The following is a 25,904-nucleotide window of genomic DNA, read 5'->3' as shown; positions in this document are numbered from 1 at the left end:
TTTCATACCCGCTTGTTTTCCTATTTCATATTTTTGACAGATTCCTAGTATTTTAGTACTTTCTATTTATATAGGTTGTTAATGAGCCTCTAAGAATGCTTTCTCTATTTAACGCACTTCCGAAAGAAGTCTCCCTCTTCAAGCGTGTGAAGGGAGTAGCCCAATGGTAAGGGGGAGATGAATTTCGGTTGGGCGACAGCCTCAAGGCTTTTTCTTTTGCCTTTATTGTTCATTAAGGTATAATCAGTCTCAAAAAAAATAAGGGTTGATATAACAATGAAATTAGATAGTAATAACCATTCAATGTTCTTGATGTATTATCATCTTGTGTTAGTCGTGAAGTATCGTAGAAAAGTAATAGATGATACCATTTCAGATTATGCCAAAGATAAATTTGTGACATTGAGTGAAAGGTATAATATTACATTAGTTGAATGGAACCACGATATGGACCATATTCATATTTTGTTCAAAGCACAACCTAACAGTGAATTATCGAAATTCATCAATGCCTATAAAAGTGCCAGTTCAAGACTTATCAAGAAGGATTTTCCTCATGTTCGTAAAAAATTATGGAAAGAAATGTTTTGGTCAAGAAGTTTTTGTTTGTTGACGACTGGTGGTTCACCAATTGAAGTGGTGAAAAAATATATTGAAAATCAAGGGATAAAGTGAGGTGATTTGATATGGCTAAACAAAATAAAGCGTACAAGTTTAGATTGTATCCAACAGATGAACAGGCTTTGATCATACGCAAAACGTTTGGATGTGTCCGTTTTGTCTACAACAAGATGTTAGCTGAACGTAAAGAGACTTATGAGTTATTAAAAGATGATAAAGATGCCTTAAAAAAGGTGAAGCACCCTACTCCTGCCAAGTACAAAAAGGAGTATGAATGGCTAAAGGAAGTAGACTCTTTAGCATTAGCGAACGCACAACTAAACTTGGATAAGGCATATAAAGCATTCTTCAAGGGGAATGCCAAATTCCCGAAATTCAAAAGTAAACGACACAGGCAAAGCTACACAACAAATGTTGTAAACGGTAATATTCAGTTATTGGATAGCCATATCAAATTACCTAAACTAAAAATGGTCAAAATCAAGCAACATAGAAAGATACCATCCGAATACAAAATCAAATCTTGTACCCTATCTATGACCTCATCAGGAAAATACTATATTTCTATTCTTACAGAGTACGAGAAGGAGATAGAAAGCAAAGAAATTGAAAAAGTAGTCGGGTTAGATTTTGCGATGGATGGGTTGTTTGTCGATAGCGAGGGTGAGAAAGCCAATTATCCTAAGTTTTATCGACAAATGCTTGATAAATTAGCAATGGAACAACGTAAACTTTCGCGCAAAAAGAAAGGCTCTTCTAATTGGAATAAACAACGTATTCAAGTAGCTAAAATCGGGGAGAAGGTCGCCAATCAACGGAAGAACTTTCTTCATCATAAGTCGAAAGAATTAGTAACTAACTATGATGCTGTTGTGATTGAAGATTTAGACATGAAGGGGATGTCACAAGCACTAAAGTTTGGTAAAAGTGTCGCTGATAATGGGTGGGGGATGTTTACTTCTTTCTTACACTACAAATTAAAAGAACAAGGGAAACGACTTGTCAAAATAGATAAATGGTTTCCCTCTACAAAAACCTGCTCGAAATGTGGGGCAGTAAAAGAAATCAAATTATCAGAACGCACTTATCAATGTGCATGTGGACTAAACCTTGATAGGGATTACAATTCAGCACTCAATATCAAAAAAGAAGGCATTCGATTGTTAGAAAGTGCCTGATAAAAAATAAACTCTTGGAACAAGAGGGTTAGCTTGGTCAAATTCGTCAGCTACCAAAAGTGGCGATTACCCAAGAAGCCCCCACTTCAAGCAACCCGTAAGAGTGGTAAGTGGGGGTAGTTCACTTACATTACATTGATATATATTTTGTTGCTACCTCTAATTTCCTTAATTAGGGGTTTTAATATGGCTAGAAACCTTGCTGAGTAACAACCAATCCATATTCAGACAAACGTTTGATTTGTGATGAATACATAGAATAAGAACAGCAACGAAAAGATTCGTCTAATTTTGATATGTTATGAAATACCCGAGAAAGGCGAAAAGCCACTAACCTTATCGGCTAGGGCTATTCCGTAACAACATCTAAAATATCCATTAATCCTATTTTCGTATAATCATCTAACTGTATATATTTATCGGCGAGATCAATCTTTTTTATTTTGCCTTTAATCACTTTGTAATCATAATCGGAATAATATTTAATTTGAACGGGTAAATGATGATGAATAGCGAGTTGCAGTTTCATGTTTATTTCTTCTAATTCTTGCTCGTCTAACATTGGCTTAGCTTTCCTTTCCTTGTCTTTCCACATCTTATTTAGCATCTGAATATGCTCTGGTAGCATCATAGCTGTCCATTTAATCGATCCACGATCATTTACTTCTGACATAATAAAACCACCTACCCTTAGAACGTTTGTTCCTATTATAACACAAAAATATTATCATATGAAACATATGTTTTAGAAGGGACTTGGTGGAAGATGCAGAAAAGTGTATGGGGCCATATGGAATGGTGGAAAAAATGTAAATAGGCTCTTGCAAATAAGGTATCTGGATAATTGATACCCAAAGAGTAGCCATTTAAAAAGCCTACTCTTTAGGATGAGTTTAATGTTATGAATTAATTAGATTTTAATACCAAGCCGTCGAAATTAGGGGTTTCTTTAAGGAATTCTAAATCAAAAGAGGATTGACCAAACTCTTTCAGCACTTCCTCATCAATTTCAGTTGTATACGTCATGCGGTCCATTGCTTTTGCTACGATTTCTTTGTCCATTTCCTGTTTCGTTAAATCCTTAATCGCTTTAATTGCAATATCTTGCGTTACCTCTCGGTTGTTATGAATAAAGTCTACAGCTTTTTGTTGTGCGTTCACTAGGCCTTGAACCAATTCTTTATTTTCTTCTATTAGGTTACCTGAAGCCACTAAAACGACGTTCGGAAGGTTTTCTCCATATGCAATTTCTTCTGTACTTACAACTACATTCGCACCGTTTTCAATTAAAATAGTTGCCCATGGTTCTGGAACCGCCGCTAAGTCTACTTGACCTGTTTCAAACATTCCTTGATATGTTGCTGGATTACCAGTAACATGTTTTAAGGAACCACCAATACGTGCAGATGCTAAATCATCCATGCTTTTTTCCATTAAGAAGGTTTCAAACTGAACATCATGTGTACAGCCAATTCCTGGTGTGATGAATGTTTTTCCTTTCATGTCCTCTAAGTTTTCGATTCCGCTTTGTTCACTGGCAACAACCACTGTACCACCAGTTGACGCACCACCGATGATTTTGACATTGGCTCCATTTGAATAGTTGTTTAAAACCGGCCCTGGTCCAACTAACCCAGCGTCAATTTCACCAGATTTTAATGCAGTCATAAAGGTTCCACCATCAGGAAATGTACGATATTCAATTTCAACATTTTCTCCCAACGCTTCTTCATAGTATCCTTTTTCACGTGCAATCATTGCTGGTGCGTGATCAATATTGGGGAAATAGCCAATAACAACTTTTTCCTTTCCTTCTTTTCCACTGGAAGTTTCATTCCCCCCACCACATGCTGCTAATACTCCTATGATGAGCACGAATATAGTCATTAATAACCATTTTTTCATCCTTCTTCCTCCTCGTGTATTATGCTGCTTCTTTTTGTTCAAGTCCCCATTTCACCAAGACTCTTTTTTCTATCCGTTGAAAAATAAGAATATCAACGGTTACCCCAATAACACCAATAACGAACATGATTGCAATCACCATATCCATCCGTCCAAAGTCAGATGCATATTTCAAGGTATAACCGAGTCCTGGCCCTGTACTTAGTAACTCTCCTGCCATTAAGGCGCGCCATGCAAAAGCCCATGCCAAACGGGTTCCTGTGACAGCATATGGAACCGCTGCTGGTAACATAACGCGGATGAACAAATCAATTCCAGTAGATCCCATGGTTTGGGCTGCTTTAATGTAAAGCGGTTGAACATTTTTAATCCCTGTCCGCATATTAATTGTCATAACAATAGCGGCTCCTAGTACGATAATGAAAATGACTGATTTTTCATTGAGCCCAAACCACATGATCGCTAGTGGAAGCCAAACAATACTAGGAATACTTTGTAGTGCCAGTATCAGTGATCCCAACGTTTCATCTGCGGTTCTCACATTGGCTAGGAATACGCCTAATAAAACACCAATAATAAGAGCAATGGATAAACCAATGATTAGTCGAGTAAAACTAGCTCCTAAGTCCTCTAATAAGGAACCGTCAGCTAAACTTTCCTGAAGGCTTAACAGCACATCTACCGGTGATGGCAAAATGACAGCTGGAATATGAAAGATTCTAATTGCTAACTCCCAGAGTCCGCCTAAAGCCGCAAAAAAGAGGATTCGTTTAATAGCTAACTGCATCGTATAACGCCTCTTCTACGACATTATCTATCTCATTCTTTAGTAATTTCGAAATCAATTCCTCGTAATGAGCGATTTCCTGTATATGTTGTTCTCGTGGTCGTTCCATATTTATGGGAATCTCTTTTAAAACTCTACCGGGGTTTGTGCCTAATACAATAATTCGATCTGATAATTTAATAGCCTCTTGGATACTATGTGTAACAAAAAGAATTGTCTTTTTCGTTTCGGACCAAATTCTTTCTAGTTCATCTTGGAGTCTTCTTCTTGTTTGCTCATCTAATGCACCGAACGGTTCATCCATTAGAAGAACGCGTGGATTCATGGCTAGGGCTCTAGCAATGGAAACTCTTTGCTGCATCCCGCCTGAAAGTTCATGTGGGGAATGTTTGGCATAGGAACTTAACTGCACCAACTGTAAATATTTCTGTACAATGACTCTTGCTTCTTTCTTTTTCATTTCTTTCTTTAAAGCGAACATGATATTTTCTTCAACAGACAGCCATGGAAAAAGGGCTGCTTGCTGAAACACCATTCCCCTGTCTTTTCCTGGTTTTGTAATTAAGCAATCGTCCAAGTGTAACTCTCCTTCGCTTGGCGTCAGAAGACCTGCAACAATATTAAGGAGTGTTGATTTACCACATCCAGAAGGCCCTAGAAGAGAAACGAATTCTCCTTCTTTTATGTTTAAATTAATGTCTTTTAAAACTAGTTCCGTTTTCCCGTAGTTCGTAAAACGCTTCTGTACATTTTTTATCGTTAGGAACATGCGTTTTTCCCACCTTTTAATAACCTTATAATTCACATCATAATAATAGGAATATTTATAATTAGATTATATGACGATAATAGGGAAAGTCAATTAGTTTTTAGAAAATTAGGCAAAAAATCTCGGTTTTCCATTGTTAATAACCTCTAAATGCGTTAAAATTTAGTATACATACTACTTTAGTTGGAATTGGTACTTTCAGATAGAATAAAATCAAAAGGTGGTACTCAGGATGAAATTATATTCAACTATTCTCGACCTTATCGGTAAGACACCAATCGTACAATTAAACAGACTGCCTGATCCAAACGGTGCTAATGTTTTTATGAAATTGGAATCTTTTAATCCCGGCGGAAGTGTCAAAGATCGAGCGGCATTTAATATGATTGAAGAAGCGGAAAAGGAAGGAAAGTTGATTCCAGGAAAAAGCACAATCATTGAACCAACATCCGGTAATACCGGAATCGGACTTTGCATGGTTAGTGCCGTAAAAGGTTATCGTTGTATTGTTACGATGCCTGACAATGCGACGAAAGAGCGGATCAAAATTATGAAAGCTTATGGAGCGGAAGTTGTTTTAACTCCATCAAGCCAGCGAATGCAAGGCGCTATTGACGAAGCGGATAGAATAGCCAAAAAGACACCAAATAGTTTCATTCCAATGCAGTTTGAAAACAAAGCAAATGCAGATGCACATCGAGAAACAACTGCTGTAGAAATTATGGAAGCCTTTGATGGGAAATTGGATGCATTCGTGTTAACAGCAGGTACAGGTGGAACTGTTACAGGGACTGGAGAAGAATTAAAAAAGCAAATTTCTCATTTGAAAATTTACGTTGTGGAACCAAAAGGATCACCTGTTCTCTCAGGCGGTAAACCGGGTCCGCATAAGATTCCAGGAACAGGGCCAGGATTTATTCCAAGTATTTTAAATCAAGAAATTTATGATGAAATTCTTCATGTCGATGATGACGATGCACAAAATATGGCTAGAAGTCTTGCTGCAAAAGAAGGAATTTTTGTGGGAGCTTCTAGTGCAGCATCGGCCTTTTCTGCGATTCAAGTAGCGAAAACACTCCCATCTTCTGCAAATGTTTTATGCATTGCTCCAGATACTGGTGAACGTTACTTATCATCAGATTTATTTCCAGAATGAGCCAGGAGGACAGGTCTATCCCTCTGGTTTTTAGAAAAAAGAAGTAATTGCCCTCCCGCGACCAAAGTGTAGGGTAATTATTTCTTTTTTTCATCCAACATTCATTTTGGTTAATCAAAGGGAAATTAACCTATACGTTTTAAATGAAATAACAATCATTCATTGGAATATTTCCGAAAAACAAGAATAAGTTTATTAGAGAGGTTCTTCAGGATCATACATAACATCTCAATTTCTACTATTATTAAGGGGGAAATATTCTTGAGGTACAACAATCCAAACACAGAAGGTTCTATCCTTTCATTTAAAAAACGTTATGATAATTTTATTGGTGGTGAATACCGTGCACCCGTGAAGGGGCAATACTTTGACAATGTCACTCCAGTAACTGGTGAAGTGTTTTGTGAAATTGCTCGTTCCACGAAAGAAGATGTTCAATTAGCAGTTGATGCGGCACACGCGGCGAAGGATGCATGGGCAAAGACGTCAGTTGCAGAAAGAGCAAATATACTAAATAAAATTGCTGATCGAATAGAAGAAAATAGGGAAGTTTTAGCAGTGGCTGAAACTTGGGATAATGGAAAAGCCGTTCGGGAAACACTTGCCGCAGATATCCCGCTTGCAGTTGATCATTTCCGCTATTTTGCTGGTGCTATCCGCGCGCAAGAAGGTGGCATCAGTCAAGTGGATAATGATACGGTTGCCTATCATTTCCATGAACCATTAGGAGTAGTTGGGCAGATTATTCCGTGGAATTTTCCATTGCTAATGGCAACTTGGAAACTAGCACCTGCATTAGCAGCTGGGAATTGTGTTGTTTTAAAACCAGCTGAACAAACTCCGGCATCGATTCACGTTCTTCTAGACATTGTGAAAGATTTATTGCCGGCGGGAGTGGTTAATGTGGTGAATGGCTTTGGGGTAGAGGCCGGAAAACCACTTGCAACGAATCCTGGTATTTCCAAAGTTGCCTTCACAGGGGAGACAACTACTGGAAGATTAATCATGCAATATGCTTCGGAAAATATTATTCCAGTAACTCTAGAATTAGGTGGGAAATCGCCGAATATTTTCTTTGAAGATGTGATGGATAAGGATGATGGTTTCTTAGATAAAGCTATTGAAGGAATGGTCATGTTTGCCTTGAACCAAGGGGAAGTTTGTACTTGTCCATCCCGTGCGCTTGTTCATGAATCTATTTATGACGCATTTATCGAAAGAGCAATCGAACGGGTAAACCAAATTAAAATTGGTCACCCACTTGATACAGAAACGATGATGGGAGCACAAGCATCAAATGAACAATTGGAAAAAATAAGCTCCTACTTAAGTATTGGAAAACAAGAAGGTGCGGAAGTCTTAGTTGGCGGAAATGTTAATAAATTAGAAGGAGAACTGGCAGGCGGATATTATGTAGAACCAACTATTTTTAAGGGCGATAACAAAATGAGAATTTTCCAAGAAGAAATTTTTGGACCGGTTCTTTCTGTAACGACCTTCAAGGATAAAGAGGAAGCACTAGAAATCGCCAATGATACGTTATATGGATTAGGAGCGGGGGTTTGGACGCGAGATATTAACACGGCATATCGTTTCGGTAGGGAGATTGAAGCCGGTCGTGTCTGGACAAATTGCTATCACCAATACCCAGCACATGCTGCATTTGGCGGATATAAGAAATCTGGTATTGGAAGAGAAAATCATTTAATGATGCTAAGCCATTATCAACAAACGAAGAATTTATTGATAAATTATAGTGAGACGGCAACTGGTTTATTTTAATGGGTTGCGGGAAATTTTATTAGATTTGTAGCTTGGGTGGTAGTGAGAGTAACGGATATCAGCAATCAGTACCGGAATATCAGTAAAGAATAGCGGATATCAGTAAAGATTAACGGAATATCAGTAATGAATAAAGAAATATCAGTATTAAGCAGTAGTAAGTAACGGATTTTGTCAAAGGAGCATTCATTCCATCGTGAAGGGTTGCTCCTTTTTTCATTAAAAAGGAGGTATCACATGGTTAAACGTGTCATTGCGACGGAAGAGGCTTTGAAATTGATTGACAAATTAAAAGATCTTCATGGGCCATTAATGTTTCATCAATCAGGAGGATGTTGTGATGGGAGTTCCCCGATGTGTTATCCAAGGGATGAGTTTCGTACAGGAGATTCAGACATCCTTTTAGGGGAAATTAGCGGCACACCATTTTTCATAGCTAAAGATCAATATGAGTATTGGAAGCATACGCAGCTTATTATTGATGTTGTCGATGGACGCGGGGGAATGTTTTCTCTGGAGGGTCCTGAAGGCAAACGATTTTTAACGAGGTCGCGGGTGTTTACGGGGGAGGAGAGGAAAGTACTGTTTAATCAATGAAGAACAGGACTGACAGCAATTGTTGCGATTATCGCACTAGTCACCAATAGAAAAAAGAAGTAATCGCCCCCGCTAGGTCAAAGTGTAGGGTAATTACTTCTTTAAAACGAAACTTATATCTCTTACGTCAGCCGCTCTTCTTGCGGCATGTATGTTAACTTAGGCGGGTGTTCATAGCACCCGTCTTATTTTATTTAACAAGAGATAATCCATTTCGAAAGTCGTAGTTGTAAAAACTCAATTACATAAATTTGTCAGTTCACACGATGGAGGATAGCCCCCGTCTCTGTGATAAAATATACTAGGAAGTAGAGGGGGGAGAATGCTTGATTCCAAGTGAATGGAAAGAGTATTTAGAAGAGCACATTTTATTAAAAAATGAAGAACTTCATTTAATAGATATAAATGAAAACAACGGAAACGTGGATATCCCTGTTATCAGGAGAACTGCTAGAACAAGAAGAACAGTTGCTAGGTTAACCATCGGAATCGTTACTGATCATACGGTCTCACCACCTGAAAAACTAGTAAAAGCTTTTAGTAGTTCAAAGGTCAAGAAGCATTTGACTCTATCAGATGAAACGTATGATTGGATTCGTAATGGTTGGTTGATCAGGGAATATCGCTTTGAAAAAGATGAGCGGACCTTGAAGAGTGAGCAATATCGAATGGGTTATGGTCTTTTTCAATATCAACAGTTCATTCAAAAACAAAAGGAAGAAGAAAAAAAGCAGCTTATCCATGAATGGAAAACACGCTGGGAAGAAACGAGGGGCACTGGTAAAGTGGAGGATGGGCTCCGCTTAGAATTACTAGACTTATTAGAAAATAGATTACAACTGATTGCCAATGAGGGACAACGGTTTTTAGAAGGCCAAGTTGATAAAATGGAAACAGTAAATCCTTCTTGGAGGTTTAGAAAGCAAGTCCTATTCTTACATTTCTTAGTAGCTTTGTACCAGATTGCTGCTATTGAACATCATTATGACTGGAAGCAAATTGGCGCTCGTTATTATCGGAAAATAGGAGGGTCAAAGGAATTTGACTCCTATAAAAAAGATTTCATTGAAGAGGCAGAACGATTTCTCGAACGTCCGTTACATTTGTTAGGTCTTGCTAGTTTGGGTACGATTACGCCGATATTTTTTTCCGGACCAATGAGTGGGAAAAAAGTAACGTACAGCTATGGGAGTGTTCACGCTACAACCGATTTAGCGGTTTTTACCGACAACTTTCAAACGAGTGCGGAAGTGTTGTGGTTGGTGGAGAATAGAGGCGTGTTAACGCGGATGGCCTATGAAGAAGAATTTTTACTAGATTCCAAGAGCTTTGTGTTAGGAATTGATGGGCAGTTGCGATCAGCACACCGACAATTGATTGGAAATCTCGTTCCCTTTGTGAAACAAGTAATTATCTGGACGGATGTCGATGAAGCGGGTTTAACGATTGCTAAGGAAATTTTCCAGCTGACTGAAAATGAGCAAGTCCTTACAAAGTGGGTGGTTCCACCGTTAGAGATCGTAACTGATATAGAGGAGTTTGAAATACGGTATAAACAGTCGATTCAAGCTGGGAAGGAAGAACAGGAACAAGAGATTGGAGGAGTGAGGTATTGGAAGAATTGGATAAAGCCTTAATTTCCATTTTTGATACAGATGGAGATAAGCCAGAGCTTCTTCAGTCCATGCGTGATATTGCGGCATTATCTGGCGTGTTGAGTGAACTAAGTGATAAGGAATATTTTCAATCGCCGATTCACGTCCTACGTTTTTTGCGAGTGTTAAATATTATTAATCAAGAGGCGCTTGGGATTACGGATCCAATCGAGAATGAGGAAACACTTTTTTATCGTTACCGTCATACGTTCGGTTATGACGAAGAGATGACAATCGGCTTCATAAAACACTTGACGTTTGTGTTGGGAAAATACAACTGGATTGCAAAAACGGGGAAGCGAATCAAGATGCGTGATGTTGGTAAGCGAATGATGGATGTCTTGATTCGGCTTGCTAATGATTCCCTTGCGTATTATTTGAATGATGATGTTCAACGATCGCTTTTCCAAGCAAAAAGAGATGCGGAGCTAAGTGAGGCTTATGATGATAAGGGCATTTCTGGTGGGAACAAACTAATGAGTATGATTAAAAATGTGGAGGAAGCGGTCTCGCTATTAACCGAAAGAGAGTTAGAGTATTTGTCCGATCGCAACGCATTGAACCAGGTAGAGGTTATCCATCAATTGATGAAAGAATTGGAAGTAAAAATGGTTGAAAGGCTTGCTAAATTTGAAACGCTAGACCAGGAACTTGTTTTTGCTACTGTGAAGCAAAGGGGAACAACAGCGATAAGTGAAGGAACAAAGATAAGTCTTGGGACGATAAACAAGATTCTTAAGTTTGCCCATCTGCAAGAGACAGATTTTATCAAGACAATCCATCCTGAACTCTTCCGGAATTTTATTGTGAAGTCATTTGATCCACCAATAGGTTCGGATATACCTAATGCTCATCAAATCCTTAGTTTTATGGAACAGGGACAATATGAGGATGAGGAATTGGATGGTATGTGGGTACCGGTCAAATTTGCTAGTCCCTTGCCGCCGGTGGCAATTGATGAGGGGATCGAGTATGTGGAGAACTATGAACCAATCACGGAGGAAATCGAAGAAACGGTGGAAGAGGATTTTCCAGAATTAGAAGAAGTGATGGAGGATCAACTAGAAGAGCTTATGGGAGACTCAAGATGGCAAATGACGAAACAAATGATTCATACCGAGCAGATTGAAAAATACCTCGATAACGTAGACGAAGCAGGACTAGATGAATTAGTAGTTCAGGCTGGATCTGATAAATGGAGTGACGTCTTAAATGGTCTAATTGGTGTGTCTGCACTCATTGCTAATAAAAAGGCAGATATCGATGAGAAAGCAAATCGAAAATTAGATGACAATAAGACGGAGAGAGATTGGAGGTGGATAGAGGATGAACAAGGAACCTATGGAATTAGAAAACGAGGAAGAAGAGATTCAAAATATTAATCCCTTGTCAGCCTTGCAGTCGATACAGGGGTTTTTGACAAAGGAAGAAGAGCTTGTCTTTATGCAAATCTTGTTTTCTTCTTCTGCTACCATCCGAACGGGGAACTTTGGTCTATCACGTAAGGAAGTGGAGAAATTACTTGGTATTACGAATGATGAGGAAGCTTTTGCTTCATTTATTAAACGGGTGAATCAAGGGCTTAGCCGTTATTTTAAGGTGATTTATGATGAGCGTAGAAACCAAGTTGTAGCGCTAATGCGAGTACCCGCAAAACAAGCGAGAAATGTCTTGAACAAGGAGAGCCTTGCGATTCTCATGTTTATTTTTTATCACCAAGAGGTGTTGCAAAATGAATACACGCTTTTCTCACAATTGATTCATAGTTTTGGTCATGAATCTCTGCAGGTGACAAGGAAAATTCAAGCAAACTTAGATCCTTTGAAAAAAATTGGTGCAATTGAAGTTTATGATACGAATTCTGATGAAGAGGCGTATCAACTTACGGCTATTGGTGTACATATGTTCTCCGATTCGTATTTGCGGCGGTATGCGGAATTTAGTCAGTCGAATCAGCTTCATATGGAAGACGTGTTACGGTTCTTTAAACGATACAACATGAACGGAGGTGTGGGTGATGATTCCATGGAGACTTAGATTTTCTGGTATTCGTGATTATACCCCGACGGTTATGGATTTTTCAGATAAAGATGATCACATTCTCATTTCTGGACCAAATGGTGCTGGTAAGTCAACCATTACTTTTTGTATGGGTGGGGTACTTTATTCTAGTAAGGTTGATTTAGAAGGATTAAAGTCTAATAATCTTCCATCAGATCAAACATGGCGGGCAAAAATTGAACTGCTTTTCAAAAATGAAGGAAAGGTTAAGGTCGATGCCCCACAGTTCGTTCAATTTCGGTTAGATATTGAGCAAAAGCCAGGGGATCCAATTAAGAAGGAGTTTTACATTGAAGAGGGAGATGTGATGGACGAATGGGAGCGGTCAACGAAATTTTCTTCTGGTGGAAATCTTAATTTTTCCGAATATAAAAACCAAGTGCTATATAAGTATGCGGTTGATCCTGATGAGTTTTATTTGATTTGGTATCAAAAAGAAGTGAATCAATTTGCGGTTATGCATCCCGAAGAGCGGTTCCGGATTTTTAGTGAAATGAATGGAATTGATAAGATCCAGAAAAATTGGGAGCAAAGTAAGGAGCTTGTGAAGGAAACGGAACAAAGCCTGCAAGAGGCAGAGAGTAAACAAGGGCTTAACAAAATGCATCTGAAGCAAAAAAAGATGGAGCTCGATAGGTACCACGATCGGAACCGTCGGCTTGAGGAAGGGTTTAAGCAATATTATCTTGGTTTGAAATGGTTGGAAAATTATCATCTGAAGCAAATTGATTCCTTAAAAGGCCAGATTGAGGAATTGATTGATACAAAGGAAGAAAAGATGGATGAGAAAAAAACACTAGTCATCCATCACGTTGAGCAAAAAGAGCAGCATGCAGAGTTTACGGAAATGCTTGGCTTGCTTGACGTGCGTAAACAGGAATTGGTGGATGAGTTAGAGGAGTCCAATCAAAAGTTAAAAGCAACGCAAGAAGAACTAGATGCCATCTCTGATCAAATTGAAGAAATTACTAAAAAAGTAGACCGTATTGGCATGACAGAAGAGGAAGTTACTGAGGCGTTGAGTGAAGCGGAACAAACCTACGCTAAGTTGGATGTCTCTGTTCGTGAAAAGGAAGAAATGAGTAAAAGCCTTGCGGAAACTTTAGACAAGTTAACACCACAATTGGCAAAATTGGAAGTGGAAATCGAGCAAGACAATGAGAAGCAAAAACAAGTGAGAGATCTAATTGAGACGTATCATAGTAGCGGTGCTGTTCAAGCGGAAATGGACAGGAACGAACGGAAGCTTGATTCTAATAAAGATGAGCTACGTGAACTGGTAGGGAAAGAAAAAGCGTTATTTAAGGAACTAGAGTACCTCCGAAAAAATCAGGTATACAGCCCTCGCCAGGAGGAGTCGATTCATTACTTTGAAGAAAACAATATTAAAGTCTATCCGTTGCGTGAGCTTCTGGAGTTAGATGAGACGGCAAAACAAAGTGATGAGCAGTTATTTGATACGATTAAATATACATTATTTGTTAACAAAAAAGTATTTCAAGCGCCAAATGACTTGTATCATGTCCCATTGCCAAACGTAATTCCCAAAAAGACAATTACCCATCTTCCGGACAAACATATCAAGATTAAGGATAATTTAAGTGATAACCTTTATGTATTTGCCGTAAAAGCACTATGGTGGACGCAAACCTTTTTTACCAAAGAAATGCCTGTGATTGAAAAAGGGATGTTAATGGATCAACAGGGGATAAGAGGATCCCAAGAAGAAAATAAAATTATTTTAAGTGAAAAAGTGTTGCAAAGCCATCAGGTTAAGCTAGAACAAGAGCTTGGCACAATCGGGGATAAGATGGATCAACTTACGAAAGAAATTGATGAGTTAAATAATAGAAATTCGATATTGTTTAGTCGGCGCGAGTCACTGAAGGATGCTGAAGCATTTTTAACGAAAGAAAATGAAAGAGAATGGCGGAGAAACCAATTTGACAAGTTAAATAGTGAAAAGAGTACCGTTCTAGAGGAGCAATATACGATTCAGTCTCAAATAAATAGGCTTAATACGTCGCTTGCTGAATGGAAGCAGAAGGTTTCAACCTATAAGGAATTTCAGGCAACATATGTTCAGTTTCAAAAAGAACAAGAAAAAATTACTAAAGTACAAAAATTAAAAGGTTTGGTAGCTGAGCTAAAACAAGATAAAAAAGAGAAAAACGATCAGCTAAATGAATTGGAAGATTTACTGGATGAGAAGAGACGTGAAGAGAGACGGTTAGTAAGAGATTTGGAGGACTTGGAAGATAAAGTTATCTATCAAGACCGTGAGATTGAACAAATAGAGAGACAAATAAGGAATAAGTCTGATGAGCGGGTAACGAGTGAAGAGGCCTATTCTAGAACAAGGAAAGAAGTAATAAGGCTACAGGAAACTGCACAACGGCTAATCGAGAAGTTTGAGGAAGAGGCGGAACAGTTACCTGAAACAACAAAGCCACAAGCAGAGGAAATGCGAGACCTTGGAAAGACGAAATATGACAACGCGGTGAATGAAACAGGTATTGATGAAGCTGCACCGGAGAATTACAAGAAGATGAAAGAGGAATACGATCGGTCCGAAAATGAAGTGAAAAAATCAAAACTTTTATTGGAAGAATATACGGATAGAATGGAACGGCTTAAAGAAGATTTAGAAGATACCATTAACATGAAAATAATTGGTGTGAATCAAAAGTTTGTTCATTATATGTCCATGTTCGGATTTGAAGGGAAAATTGAGTGGGACATGAACACCGATCGACGTGGCCGAATTCGGTACACCCTATTCATTAAAGCGCGGAAAGAAGGCCACCGTGGAAAATTAGAAGATGTGAGTGTGAAAGCACGAGGAGGAAAAGTTGGAAAAGGTGTATCTGGTGGAGAGGAATCTCTTAGTTCCTTATTGTTTGCTCTAGCCTTGCTACAAACAATCGAAGCATCTCCGGGCTATATTGTTCTAGACGAGTTTGATAGTGCACTTGATGAGGGAAGAAAGGATAAAGTGTTTGAATTATATGAGCAGGAATTGAAGCGGAAAATGATTATTCTTACACCGAAGTCACATGAAGAGGAGTACCTTTATCGCTTTTCTAAAGCATATGTGGTGCACCATAACCCGAATATACCAAAAAGTACAGTATTTAAGGTTATGCGAGTTAATGAATGAGATGCAGGGACAGGTCCCACTCATGTCAAATAGATACATGGTGGTGTTCGTAAAGTGGAGTCCTTCTTTTCACAAGGAAATGGAGTATGTTTTATTTGGAAAAGAAAGTATCCTTTGTGATCACCATAGAAAGAAAAAAGTAACTGCCCAGCCCCGACCAAAGGTAAATGGGTAGTTACTTTTTTGAAACTTATATCTAAGGTCAGCCGCTCTTCTTTGCGGCATGTATGTTGCTAAAGAGGGTGTTCATAGCACAATAATGATAGCACTTACTTCAAACATTGTTTTGATAGGAGCCGTAACAATTATTGTGATGATAGTCTTACAAAGAAAAAAGTAACCGTCCTCCCTAGTCCAAAGGTTAGATTGGCTACTTTTAAATAAAACTTCAATACTTTAGGTCAGCCGCTCTTCATGCGGCATGTATGTTGCCTAGTCAGAGTGTTAGCAGCACTCTGACTATTTTTAGCTTATTATAATTGTATTTATATTATACATGTATTTTGTTTACTTTTGCAATAAATCTAGAATAAAACTTCAAGATCCTTAAGTTTTAAAAGGCAGCTCTCACTATTAGTAACAGTGGGGCTGCTTTTACTTTTTAATACAAACATTTTGTCAGTGTGCAATGCTTTAGCGGTCACATATTCCTCCTTTAATAAATCAATCCTACAAAATCCGCCAAAAATTTTTATTGATTTTTATGAAAATTTGAATTAGAATGTTAAATATAATAAATCAGAATATTCATTCCGAAATACGGAATGACCAAAAAGTAGGTGGAAGGGGGATTGAATATCTACAATCCAACTCATTAATTAAAGTTCTGGTTGTAGAAAGATGATAAAAGCTAAATGTATACCATTCCAGGGAGGAGAAGGCTTATGAACAAATTAATTGATCGCTCGGATGCGTTAAACTACATAAAGGATGGCGACACGCTTTTAGTCGGTGGATTTGGCTTATCTGGCACACCACTTACATTGCTAGATGAATTAGCAAATTCGAATATACGTGATCTAACTGTAGTTAGCAATAATTTGGGGGAAGTTGGTAAAGGACTAGGAAAGTTGTTAGTATCTGGTAATTTAAAGAAAGCGGTAGGATCTTATTTTACGACGAACAGAGATGCGGTTGAGGCATGGAAAGAGGGAAAACTTGAAATCGAACTTGTTCCACAAGGTACACTAGCTGAAGCTATTCGCTGTGGAGGAGCAGGAATTGGTGGTTTTTATACAAAGACGGGTATCGGTACTACGCTTGCTGACGGGAAAGAGCAAAAAGTGTTTGATGGAGAAACGTATATTCTTGAGCAAGCTATCAAGGGGGATGTATCTATTATCAAAGCTTTGAAAGCGGATACACTAGGGAATCTTATATATGATCACACAGCACGAAACTTTAACGCGGTGATGGCAACGGCAGGGGAAATAGTAATTGCAGAGGTAGATGAAATCGTAGAAGTAGGGGATTTGCATCCTTTAGAAATTGTTACACCACATGTTTATGTCGATCATGTTGTATTAAATAAATATGTGAAGAAGGGCGGTGTATATGTTGAGTCAATCTGAACGAATTAAAATTGCAAAGCGTGTAGCAGAGGAGTTATCGGAGGGGCAAATTGTAAACCTTGGTGTAGGAATACCAACGTTAATACCGGATTTTCTTGGGGAGAAGAAAGTATTCCTTCAATCCGAAAATGGATTATTAGGGATGGGACCAACTCCGGATGATGAAAATGTAAACATGGATTTAATTAGTGCAAGTAAGAAGCCGATTACGATGGAGAAGGGGGCTTCTTTATTTGACAGTTCAGATTCGTTTGTAATGATACGTGGTGGTCATATTGATGTAGCTGTATTAGGAGCTTTACAAGTAGACCAATATGGTGAAATAGCAAATTGGGCAGTCCCAGGAAAAAGCATTTTAGGTGTAGGTGGGGCAATTGATCTTGTGGCTGGCGCAAAACGAATTATTATTGCATGCACGTTGCAAGCAAAGGATGGAAAATCAAAACTTGTCGATAAATTAACTTTTCCTAGTAGTGGCACAAGAAGAGCAGATTTACTCGTTACTGAACATGCAGTATTTAAATTCACCGATACCGGAACAGAATTAATTGAAATTTTATCGGATATTAGCATGGAGAAACTAAAGGAAATAACCGGAGTTGAATTTGGATGTGACAATGTGAAAATATCATCCTCAAAAATAACCAAATAAGTTAATTTAAAGTTTTAAAAGCCCTTAAAAAATAAGATTACAAGGAGGAAAAGAATGAAAAAGTTACTAGGTTTGTTTATAGGTATGGCTGCTATGTCGCTCATGTTAATCGGTTGTTCGTCGTCTGATGGAGCTGGAAAGGATGCCGCAGCTACAGAAAGTGGAGTGCCGAACGAAATAACTTTTGGCTCAGCGACGGTTGGTGGATTTTGGTATACATTATCTGGCGCAATGGCGGATGTCATGACAGAAGTTTTTCCGGATTCATCTACTACGATTGTTGAAGGCGGCTCCGTTTCTAACTTACTTGGGCTTGGTCAAGGGGTCTACCATATAGGATTTAGTAATGGTCAAACGGTTCCAGAAGCATTAAATGGTATTGCAGCTTTTGAAGAGCCAATTGATAATGTCAGTACAGTTGCAACACTCTATCCGAATGTATTTCATATCGCTGTCCGTGCAGATTCGGATATTTACACGGTTGAAGATTTAAAAGGGAAAATAGTAAGTCCGGGAATTAAAGGATATAGCGGGGAGCTTGCCTTTCTGGATGTGTTAGAGCTTCACGATATGACTTACGATGATTTAGGTGGTGTGGAATATGTCGGAACATCTGAAGCAGCGGACTTATTACGAGATGGTCATATTGATGCAATAACAGGGATGATTTCAGCACCAGTTTCTACTTTTCAAGAATTAGATACAACACTTGGTCTTCGCTTAATCCCACTTGATGAGGAAGTTGTTGCGGGTTTACATGAAAAAAATGAAGGATATCTAGATTATACAGTTGAAGCTGGAACCTATCCGAAGCAAAAAGAAGATGTGAGAACCGTTGCTGGTTATACGGTATTACTTGTTAATGATGATTTAATGAGCGAAGAAGCAGTTTATGATTTAACAAAAATGATGTTCGAGAATCGTGATACATGGGAAACGATTTCTTCCATTATGAGTGATTTTACACCAGAATATTCGGTTGAAAATAATGTTGGTAAGTTACACCCAGGTGCGGAGAGATATTACAAGGAAGTTGGAGCCATGAAGTAAACAAATATAACGAAGAAAGGAGAGTGAAAAAATGAGTGAAAAGGATTTAATTGAAAACACGGAGACTCAAGCATCTTCAGAATTTGATGATGATGGTATCCCCAACGCAAAGGTAAGAAACTTAAAAGGCTCCTTTAGTACCGCTATTTCGATTGTTGCCATTGGAATGTCCATTTTTCATCTTTACACGGCATTATTTGGTGTATTCGAATCGATTTTGCAACGATCCGCACATATTGGATTTGCTTTGATTCTAGTATTTGCTATCTATAAACCTAGTAAAAAAGCTTCATCAGGGGAAAGAGTTCCTTGGTATGATTGGATTTTAATTTTATTGACCATCGTATCTTACTCCTACTTTATCTTTAATGCCCAAGAGATTCAATCTCGTATGAGTTATATTGAAGCACTGACACCATTCGAGATTGCACTTGGTATTATAGCCGGTCTAGTCCTGATTGAGGCAACAAGGCGCGTGATAGGAAATACACTAGTCATTCTTGCATTACTCTTCTTGGCTTATGGCTTCTGGGGGCATCTATTACCTGGTGCGTTATCCCATCGTGAATTTACAACGATGTGGATCATTGATCACTTGTACTATACAGTGACAGGGGTTTTTAGTACCCCACTTGGCGTATCCGCAACGTTTATCTTCTTATTTATACTATTTGGGAAGTTCCTAGAAGTATCTGGTGCAGGGCAGTTCTTTATTGATCTGTCTGTTGCTGGAATGGGGAAATATCGTGGTGGTCCTGCAAAGACTGCAATTATTGCTAGTTCTATTCTAGGAACCATTTCTGGAAGTGCCGTGGCGAATACGGTAACAACTGGGACTTTTACGATTCCTCTAATGAAGAAAACGGGATATAAGAAGGATTTTGCCGGGGCCGTTGAATCGGTGGCATCCACTGGTGGGCAAATTATGCCACCAATCATGGGAGCATCCGCCTTTATTATCGCTGCCTATTTAGGTGTCCCTTATATGGATATTGCGATTGCGGCCATTATTCCAGCACTACTTTATTATTTATGCTTATATGTTCAAGTTGATTTACGGGCGAAACGGAATGGTCTAGTAGGTTTGGACAAAGAGAAGTTACCAAGTACTTGGGGAGTATTCAAAAAGGGGTTTATGTTTTTTGTTCCTCTTGTACTGATTGTTGTTTTGCTAGTTGCTGGTAGTTCTCCGATGAAAGCAGGATTGTATGCCATTATTGCAACAGTTTTAATTGCTGCGATTAGTAAGGCTAGCAGACTTTCATTTAAGACGATTATTAAAGCGTTAGATTTAGGTGCTAAGGCATCCCTTGAAACAGCAGTAGCCTGTGCAGCGGCAGGGCTAATTATTGGAATGATTAGTTTAACTGGTATCGGTTTGAAATTTAGTAGTATTATCATTGATCTATCGGGCGGGATTTTAATTTTAACTCTTATTTTCACGATGGTTACTAGTATTATTTTAGGAATGGGTCTTCCGACGGTTGCCGCATATCTAGTTCAAGTACCATTGACGATTCCGGCATTGATTGAACTAGGAGTATCCCCATTAGCTGCCCATATGTTTGTATTCTATTTTTCTGCATTATCAGCTATTACTCCACCGGTGGCATTGGCGGCCTTCGCAGCAGCAGGGATTGCAGGTTCTGATCCGATGAAGACGGGGTTAACAGCAGTAAGATTAGGGCTTGCAGCGTTTATTGTCCCTTTTCTATTCGTGTATGGGGAAGAACTCTTATTAGTTGGTTCGGCACCAGCAATTTTGCTATCGGTCATCACTGCAACGATAGGGATTATTGGAATTGCATGCGCAATAGAAGGGTGGTTGTTACGTCATTCGTTTTGGTATGAGAGAGTCATCTTATTTATCGGTTCACTACTAATGGTCATTCCTGGAATTTATACAGATGTCGCTGGGGTGATTATTATGGTCGCTATATATCTATTCCAACGTAACTTCCGAAAAGATCTACTAATTACAGAAACATATGAAGATGCAAAGGAGATGTATTAATGAACCAAGTAACCGTAGTCGGATCAGGCGTAATGGGAAAAGGAATTGCATATAGTTGTGCAATTGCCGGGTATACCGTTTTCCTAAATGATATTAGTGAAGAGATCCTTCAAAGGGCTAAGAAGGATATTACGCATTTGTTAGAAACTAGTTTTGAAAAAGGATATGTACGTGAGGAAGTCTATCAACATGCTTTAGGCAATATTCATTATGAAGCGGATCTTGAAACAGTAGCGAAAGATTCTAGCCTAGTCATTGAGGCTGTATTAGAAAAAATAGAATTAAAGATTGATGTCTTTAAGAAATTGGATCAAATTTGTAAGCCAGATACGATTTTGGCAACTAATACTTCCACGATGAGTCCAACGGAAATTGGTGCGCAAACGTCACGACCAGATAAAGTTGTCGCGATGCATTTTTTTAACCCGGTACACAAAATGAAATTAGTGGAAATCATTCGTGGTTTGGAGACATCGGATGAAACGGTCGCCTATGTAAAAGAAGTTGCTTCCAAATTAAATAAAGAATCGGTGGAAGTAAATGAATTTCCGGGCTTTGTAACATCAAGAATGAATTGTTTAATTGGGAATGAAGCGATGAACATGTTGATGGAAGGCGTGGCTAGTGCAGGGGATATTGATAAAGCACTGAAACTAGGGTTGAACCATCCAATGGGACCGCTGGAACTAGCTGATCTAGTAGGCCTTGATACGCGATTACGGAATATGGAGTATTTATATGAAACATTAGGTGAGAAATATCGACCTTGCCCACTTTTAGTGAAGTATGTCAAAGCAGGTAGATTAGGTAAGAAAAGTGGAAAAGGATTCTATGAATATAGCTAGGAGGGAAACGGATGGAACCTGTCAGTTATGTCGACGTGGAAATTCAACAAGGTATTTATTTTCTTACTTTAAATCGAATGGAAGCACGAAATGCGCTTGATACTAAGATGTTAGCCGAAATTGAAGGCGCATTAGATGAGGCGGAGAAAAGCCAAGATGTGAAGGTAATAGTTGTTCAAGGTGCAGGTGGGAAGTCATTTGCTGCAGGTGCGGATATTAAACAGTTGCAAGCCAGAAAACCGCTAGAGGCACTTGTTCCGGGGATGCAAGGACTTTACCAGAAAATCGAGAACTGTAGCAAGGTAACGATTGCCGCCGTTGATGGATATACATTAGGCGGGGGATGTGAGCTTGCATTAGCTTGTGACATACGAATCGCAACGAAAAATGCCAAGTTTGGCTTACCGGAATTGAATCTGGGAATTATTCCTGGAGCTGGTGGGACACAACGGCTTGCCAGAGTAATTGGAAAAGGCCGGGCGCTGGACATGATATTAACAGGGAAAATGATTGATGGTGAAGAAGCAGAAAGAATTGGTCTAGTTACCTATTATGTCGAGCGTGAGGAATTGAAAGAAAAAATAGAAGAAGTTGCTAGTCAGATTATGAGGAAGGGTCCAGTCGCCATCCAATTAGCGAAGCATGCAGTCCATAAAGGCTATGACCTCGATATGGAAACGGCATTATGGATAGAGAAACTATCCCAGTCGATAGCTTTTGGAACAGAGGATAAGCAAGAAGGGACAACAGCTTTTATCGAAAAAAGGCAAGCTGAATTTCAAAATAAATAAGGGGAGATGCAGGATATGAATTTTGAATTTGCTGAGGATATTAAATTTTTAAAGGAGAATGTAAGGAAATTTGTGCGAGAAGTTGTGGAACCAGTAGCAATGGAAATCGAGGAAAAAGATCATATTCCGGAACATATCGTTGAACAATCGAAAGAAATGGGGCTATTCAGCTTAAGTATACCAGAAGAGTATGGCGGACTTGGCCTTGATATGGTCGGAAAATGTGCTATCTATGAAGAACTTGGTAAGACACATAACGGGTATACAACACTAATCGGAGCACATACTGGGATAGGTTCTGTCGGAATTGTGGAACTTGGTACAGAAGAGCAAAAACAAAAATATTTGCCTAAAATGGCATCAGGAGAATGGATTGGAGCATTTGCCCTAACCGAACCAAGTGCGGGCTCTAATGCTGCTAATCTGAAAACTACTGCAGTTCGAAAAGGGGATAAATACATTCTAAATGGCTCGAAACACTATATCACGAACGCCGTAGATGGTCATGTTTTCACCGTGATGGCCGTAACAGATCCTTCAAAAGGAGCAAAAGGAATTACATCTTTTATTGTTGAAAAGGACTTTCCAGGATTTAAACTCGGTAGTGTGGAACAAAAAATGGGCCTAAGGGGTTCCCATTCTGCAGAGCTATTTTTTGAAGATATGGAAGTTCCAGCTGAGAATGTCTTAGGGGAAGAAGGAAATGGATATATTAATGCCTTGAAGATTCTTGCAAATGGTCGTGCGGGTTTAGCAGCACGCAACCTTGGTTCATGTGAAAGATTGCTAGAGCATTGTTTGTCCTATGCTAGCGAACGAGAACAGTTTGGAAAACCAATACTAGAAATCCAAAGCGTGCAAAATATGTTAGCTGAAATTAGCATGCAAATTGAAGTATTACGTTCCATGACTTACCGGGTTGCTTGGATGACAGACCAGAACCAACGTGTCGTGAAAGAGGCAGCAATTGCCAAACTATTTGGTTCAGAGGTTTACAATAAAGTTGCAGATCTCGCGGTACAAATTCATGGGGGAATTGGCTATATGAAAGATTATCCGATTGAAAGATATTATCGTGATGCAAGAATTACGAAAATTTATGAAGGTACCTCTGAGATACAACGGAATATTATCGCAAGTGAATTAATCCGAAGTCTAAAGAAGAAAGAGGTTAAATCATGATGAAGAATTCCTATATTATTGGCTCTGTCCGAACGGCAATTGGAAAAATGGGAGGGACGTTAAAAAACGTTCCCGTCGATCACTTGGCGGAAAAGGTTATTCGTGAAGTGCTCCAAAGATATGGTCCAGAGGTTGCAGTTGATGAGGTCATTCTTGGACAAGCAAAACAAAGCGCGGACACATCAAACTTAGCAAGGTTAGCTGCTTTACGTGCTGATTTACCTGTATCTGTTACAGGTTACACTGTTCATCGTCAATGTGGGTCAGGGTTGCAAGCAATTAATAATGCGGAAATGCAACTAAGGATGGGGTTATCCGATGTAGTTGTTGCAGGTGGAGCAGAAAGTATGAGTACTGCACCGTACTATATTCGCAATGCACGCTATGGTTACGGGGCAGGAAATGGGCTACTGCTCGATCCAAATACGGAAAGTCAACCGTGTTCACAGCCAGTGGAGAAATATGGGAATTTGACAATGGGACTAACGGCAGAGAATTTAGCGGAAAAATATAATATTTCCCGGATAGAGCAAGATGAATTTGCCCATCGTAGTCAGGAATTAGCGGATCAAGCGATTAATGGAGGTAAATTTAAGGAAGAAATCGTTCCGTTTGAGGTAAAAGAACGTAAAAAGACGATTTCTTTTGAAAAAGATGAACATCCACGACTTTCTTCGGTTGAAAAGATAAGCACACTTAAACCTGTCTTTAAAGAAAATGGTTCCGTTACCGCAGCGAACTCCAGTGGCAGAAATGATGGTGCAGCAGCAGTATTAATGATGAACGAAGAGAAAATGAAGGCGTATGGTTTGAAACCAAAAGCGAAAATTATCGCTCAAGCAGTTAGCGGTGTTTCTCCTGAAATTATGGGGATTGGCCCTGTAGAATCCACTCAAAAGGCTTTAAAGCAATGTGGTTTATCCATAAATGATATTGGTTTAATCGAGTTAAATGAAGCATTTGCAGCGCAAGCATTATCCGTTATTAAAGAAGCGGAGATGGATATAAATCGTGTGAATGTCAATGGTGGAGCAATCGCCCTCGGGCATCCAATTGGCGCAACAGGAGCCATCTTAATGACAAAATTACTTCATGAAATGGAACGTAGAGGTGAGAAATACGGTCTTGTTACCCTATGTATTGGTGGGGGGCAAGGAATATCTACTATAGTTGAGTATCTTCCATAAAAAGGGAGGAAGCTGGCATTTTTTTGCCAGCTTCCTATGAATTAGGTAGTAAATAGAGGAATTTACAACCTTTACGGATTTCTAATGAGAAGGGGAAGAATTTTCATGAATAAGAATACGTAAATCAAAGGAGGAAAACGAACTGAAAAGACATATTGTTCAGATTCTCCCGATGTATCATCCAGATGGGGAAAAATTATTAAATCGCTTAGCGAATGTGACTAAATTTGCTGACTTTAATGAAAAGGAAATTATTCATTTTTTAAAGAATCATTCTGTTGAAGGCATTATATTAAGAGCACCTGCCCAAATTACGCCAGCTATTCTCGATGCATGTAAAAATGTAAAGGCAATATCCGGAGCGGGTGTTGGTCTTGATAACATAGATGTAGCCTATGCAACAGAAAAAGGAATTAAAGTATTACATGCACCAAAACTTAATAGTCAAGCAACAGCAGAACATACATTAAGTTTAATTTTAGCAACCATGAAGAATCTCGTAGCCTTTCATCAAGAAACGAAACAAGGAAATTATAATTATCGTGACGGAAAATATACGCTAGAAGTTCATAAGAAGAAACTTGGGTTGATTGGGTTTGGGACGATTGCTCAAAAGGTAGCGAAAATCATGAAGCTTGGTTTTGATATGGACGTCACTGCTTATGTTCGTACGATAAAACCCGAAAGACAGGAGAACGCAGATACAATAGGGGTAGAACTTACTAAAAGCATGGAAAAGGTTTTTCGTGAAAGTGATGTGATTAGTTTACATATCCCGTTAACCGATGAAACGTATGAGTTAATCGATAGAAAATATTTCAATCTGATGAAGCAAAGTGCCGTTTTGATTAATACGTCACGCGGTGGAATTATTCACGAAAAGGATCTAGCGGACGCGCTAAAGAAAAAGCAGTTTCTCCGTGCGGGGATGGATGTTTTTT

At 38.9% G+C, this 25,904-nt stretch carries 22 protein-coding genes; 18 read left to right on the top strand and 4 right to left on the bottom strand.

What is annotated here, in order from left to right; genetic code table 11:
• Positions 1-276: 276 nt before the first annotated feature.
• Both tnpA and MHI02_RS16780 read left to right on the top strand, forming a co-directional pair.
• Positions 277-675 (top strand): IS200/IS605 family transposase, encoded by a 399-nt coding sequence (tnpA, locus tag MHI02_RS16785; RefSeq protein WP_341166129.1) that lies wholly within the window; start codon positions 277-279, stop codon positions 673-675.
• Positions 676-686: 11 nt separating this feature from the next.
• Complete coding sequence (locus tag MHI02_RS16780) at positions 687-1,799, top strand: transposase (protein WP_341166128.1); 1,113 nt, start codon at positions 687-689, stop codon at positions 1,797-1,799.
• A 349-nt stretch (positions 1,800-2,148) separates the two neighbouring features.
• On the opposite strand, the gene MHI02_RS16775 is transcribed toward MHI02_RS16780, so the two are convergent.
• The 4 genes from MHI02_RS16775 to MHI02_RS16760 form a co-directional block, all read right to left on the bottom strand.
• Positions 2,149-2,472 carry a YolD-like family protein gene (locus MHI02_RS16775; protein ID WP_047186614.1) on the bottom strand — a complete coding sequence of 108 codons (324 nt, stop codon included), beginning with the start codon at positions 2,470-2,472 and terminating at the stop codon, positions 2,149-2,151.
• Between the two features lie 233 nt (positions 2,473-2,705).
• The gene (locus MHI02_RS16770; RefSeq protein ID WP_341166127.1) at positions 2,706-3,704 is read right to left on the bottom strand and encodes an ABC transporter substrate-binding protein; all 999 of its coding nucleotides are present in this window, start codon (positions 3,702-3,704) and stop codon (positions 2,706-2,708) included.
• Between the two features lie 19 nt (positions 3,705-3,723).
• Complete coding sequence (locus MHI02_RS16765; RefSeq protein ID WP_341166126.1) at positions 3,724-4,491, bottom strand: ABC transporter permease; 768 nt, start codon at positions 4,489-4,491, stop codon at positions 3,724-3,726.
• Positions 4,475-5,260: an ABC transporter ATP-binding protein gene (locus tag MHI02_RS16760; RefSeq protein ID WP_341166125.1), complete on the bottom strand. Its 786-nt coding sequence runs from the start codon at positions 5,258-5,260 to the stop codon at positions 4,475-4,477. Before MHI02_RS16760 ends, MHI02_RS16765 begins: the two co-directional genes overlap by 17 nt.
• 232 nt (positions 5,261-5,492) lie before the next feature.
• Here MHI02_RS16760 and cysK point away from each other — a divergent pair, with 232 nt between their 5' ends.
• The 16 genes from cysK to MHI02_RS16680 form a co-directional block, all read left to right on the top strand.
• A complete protein-coding gene (cysK, locus tag MHI02_RS16755) occupies positions 5,493-6,416 on the top strand; it encodes a cysteine synthase A (RefSeq protein WP_060667715.1) in 924 nt (307 codons plus the stop codon).
• A 261-nt stretch (positions 6,417-6,677) separates the two neighbouring features.
• A complete protein-coding gene (exaC, locus tag MHI02_RS16750) occupies positions 6,678-8,198 on the top strand; it encodes an acetaldehyde dehydrogenase ExaC (protein WP_047186619.1) in 1,521 nt (506 codons plus the stop codon).
• A 237-nt stretch (positions 8,199-8,435) separates the two neighbouring features.
• Positions 8,436-8,795, top strand: a complete 360-nt coding sequence (locus MHI02_RS16745; RefSeq protein ID WP_060667714.1) for a DUF779 domain-containing protein — start codon at positions 8,436-8,438, stop codon at positions 8,793-8,795.
• 326 nt (positions 8,796-9,121) lie between these two features.
• A complete protein-coding gene (locus MHI02_RS16740; RefSeq protein ID WP_204797729.1) occupies positions 9,122-10,432 on the top strand; it encodes a DUF2399 domain-containing protein in 1,311 nt (436 codons plus the stop codon).
• Positions 10,408-11,832 carry a hypothetical protein gene (locus tag MHI02_RS16735; RefSeq protein WP_047185939.1) on the top strand — a complete coding sequence of 475 codons (1,425 nt, stop codon included), beginning with the start codon at positions 10,408-10,410 and terminating at the stop codon, positions 11,830-11,832. The genes MHI02_RS16740 and MHI02_RS16735 overlap by 25 nt, the downstream gene beginning before the upstream one ends.
• Positions 11,777-12,487 (top strand): hypothetical protein, encoded by a 711-nt coding sequence (locus MHI02_RS16730; protein ID WP_047185940.1) that lies wholly within the window; start codon positions 11,777-11,779, stop codon positions 12,485-12,487. Before MHI02_RS16735 ends, MHI02_RS16730 begins: the two co-directional genes overlap by 56 nt.
• A complete protein-coding gene (locus tag MHI02_RS16725; RefSeq protein WP_204797728.1) occupies positions 12,468-15,671 on the top strand; it encodes an AAA family ATPase in 3,204 nt (1,067 codons plus the stop codon). Before MHI02_RS16730 ends, MHI02_RS16725 begins: the two co-directional genes overlap by 20 nt.
• A gap of 884 nt (positions 15,672-16,555) precedes the next feature.
• A complete protein-coding gene (locus MHI02_RS16720; RefSeq protein WP_060667711.1) occupies positions 16,556-17,242 on the top strand; it encodes a CoA transferase subunit A in 687 nt (228 codons plus the stop codon).
• A complete protein-coding gene (locus tag MHI02_RS16715; RefSeq protein ID WP_341166124.1) occupies positions 17,226-17,894 on the top strand; it encodes a 3-oxoacid CoA-transferase subunit B in 669 nt (222 codons plus the stop codon). The genes MHI02_RS16720 and MHI02_RS16715 overlap by 17 nt, the downstream gene beginning before the upstream one ends.
• Positions 17,895-17,948: 54 nt before the next feature.
• Positions 17,949-18,944, top strand: a complete 996-nt coding sequence (locus tag MHI02_RS16710; RefSeq protein ID WP_204797726.1) for a TAXI family TRAP transporter solute-binding subunit — start codon at positions 17,949-17,951, stop codon at positions 18,942-18,944.
• Positions 18,945-18,975: 31 nt separating this feature from the next.
• Positions 18,976-20,958, top strand: a complete 1,983-nt coding sequence (locus tag MHI02_RS16705) for a TRAP transporter fused permease subunit (protein WP_204797725.1) — start codon at positions 18,976-18,978, stop codon at positions 20,956-20,958.
• Entirely contained in the window at positions 20,958-21,803 is an 846-nt protein-coding gene (locus tag MHI02_RS16700) for a 3-hydroxyacyl-CoA dehydrogenase (RefSeq protein WP_216883954.1), read from the top strand. Before MHI02_RS16705 ends, MHI02_RS16700 begins: the two co-directional genes overlap by 1 nt.
• 11 nt (positions 21,804-21,814) lie before the next feature.
• The gene (locus MHI02_RS16695) at positions 21,815-22,594 is read left to right on the top strand and encodes an enoyl-CoA hydratase/isomerase family protein (protein WP_341166123.1); all 780 of its coding nucleotides are present in this window, start codon (positions 21,815-21,817) and stop codon (positions 22,592-22,594) included.
• A gap of 15 nt (positions 22,595-22,609) precedes the next feature.
• Positions 22,610-23,776 carry an acyl-CoA dehydrogenase family protein gene (locus tag MHI02_RS16690; RefSeq protein ID WP_145542928.1) on the top strand — a complete coding sequence of 389 codons (1,167 nt, stop codon included), beginning with the start codon at positions 22,610-22,612 and terminating at the stop codon, positions 23,774-23,776.
• Positions 23,776-24,963, top strand: coding sequence for a thiolase family protein (locus MHI02_RS16685; protein ID WP_204797792.1), 1,188 nt, complete (start codon positions 23,776-23,778; stop codon positions 24,961-24,963). The genes MHI02_RS16690 and MHI02_RS16685 overlap by 1 nt, the downstream gene beginning before the upstream one ends.
• A gap of 172 nt (positions 24,964-25,135) precedes the next feature.
• Positions 25,136-25,904, top strand: a 769-nt coding sequence (locus MHI02_RS16680) for an NAD(P)-dependent oxidoreductase (RefSeq protein ID WP_341166122.1), incomplete at its 3' end; no start/stop codon positions are given.

It is taken from the genome of Oceanobacillus sp. FSL K6-0118, assembly GCF_038006665.1.
GTDB classification, from domain to species: Bacteria; Bacillota; Bacilli; order Bacillales; family Amphibacillaceae; genus Oceanobacillus; species Oceanobacillus caeni.
This window is presented reverse-complemented; position numbering and strand designations above follow the sequence as displayed.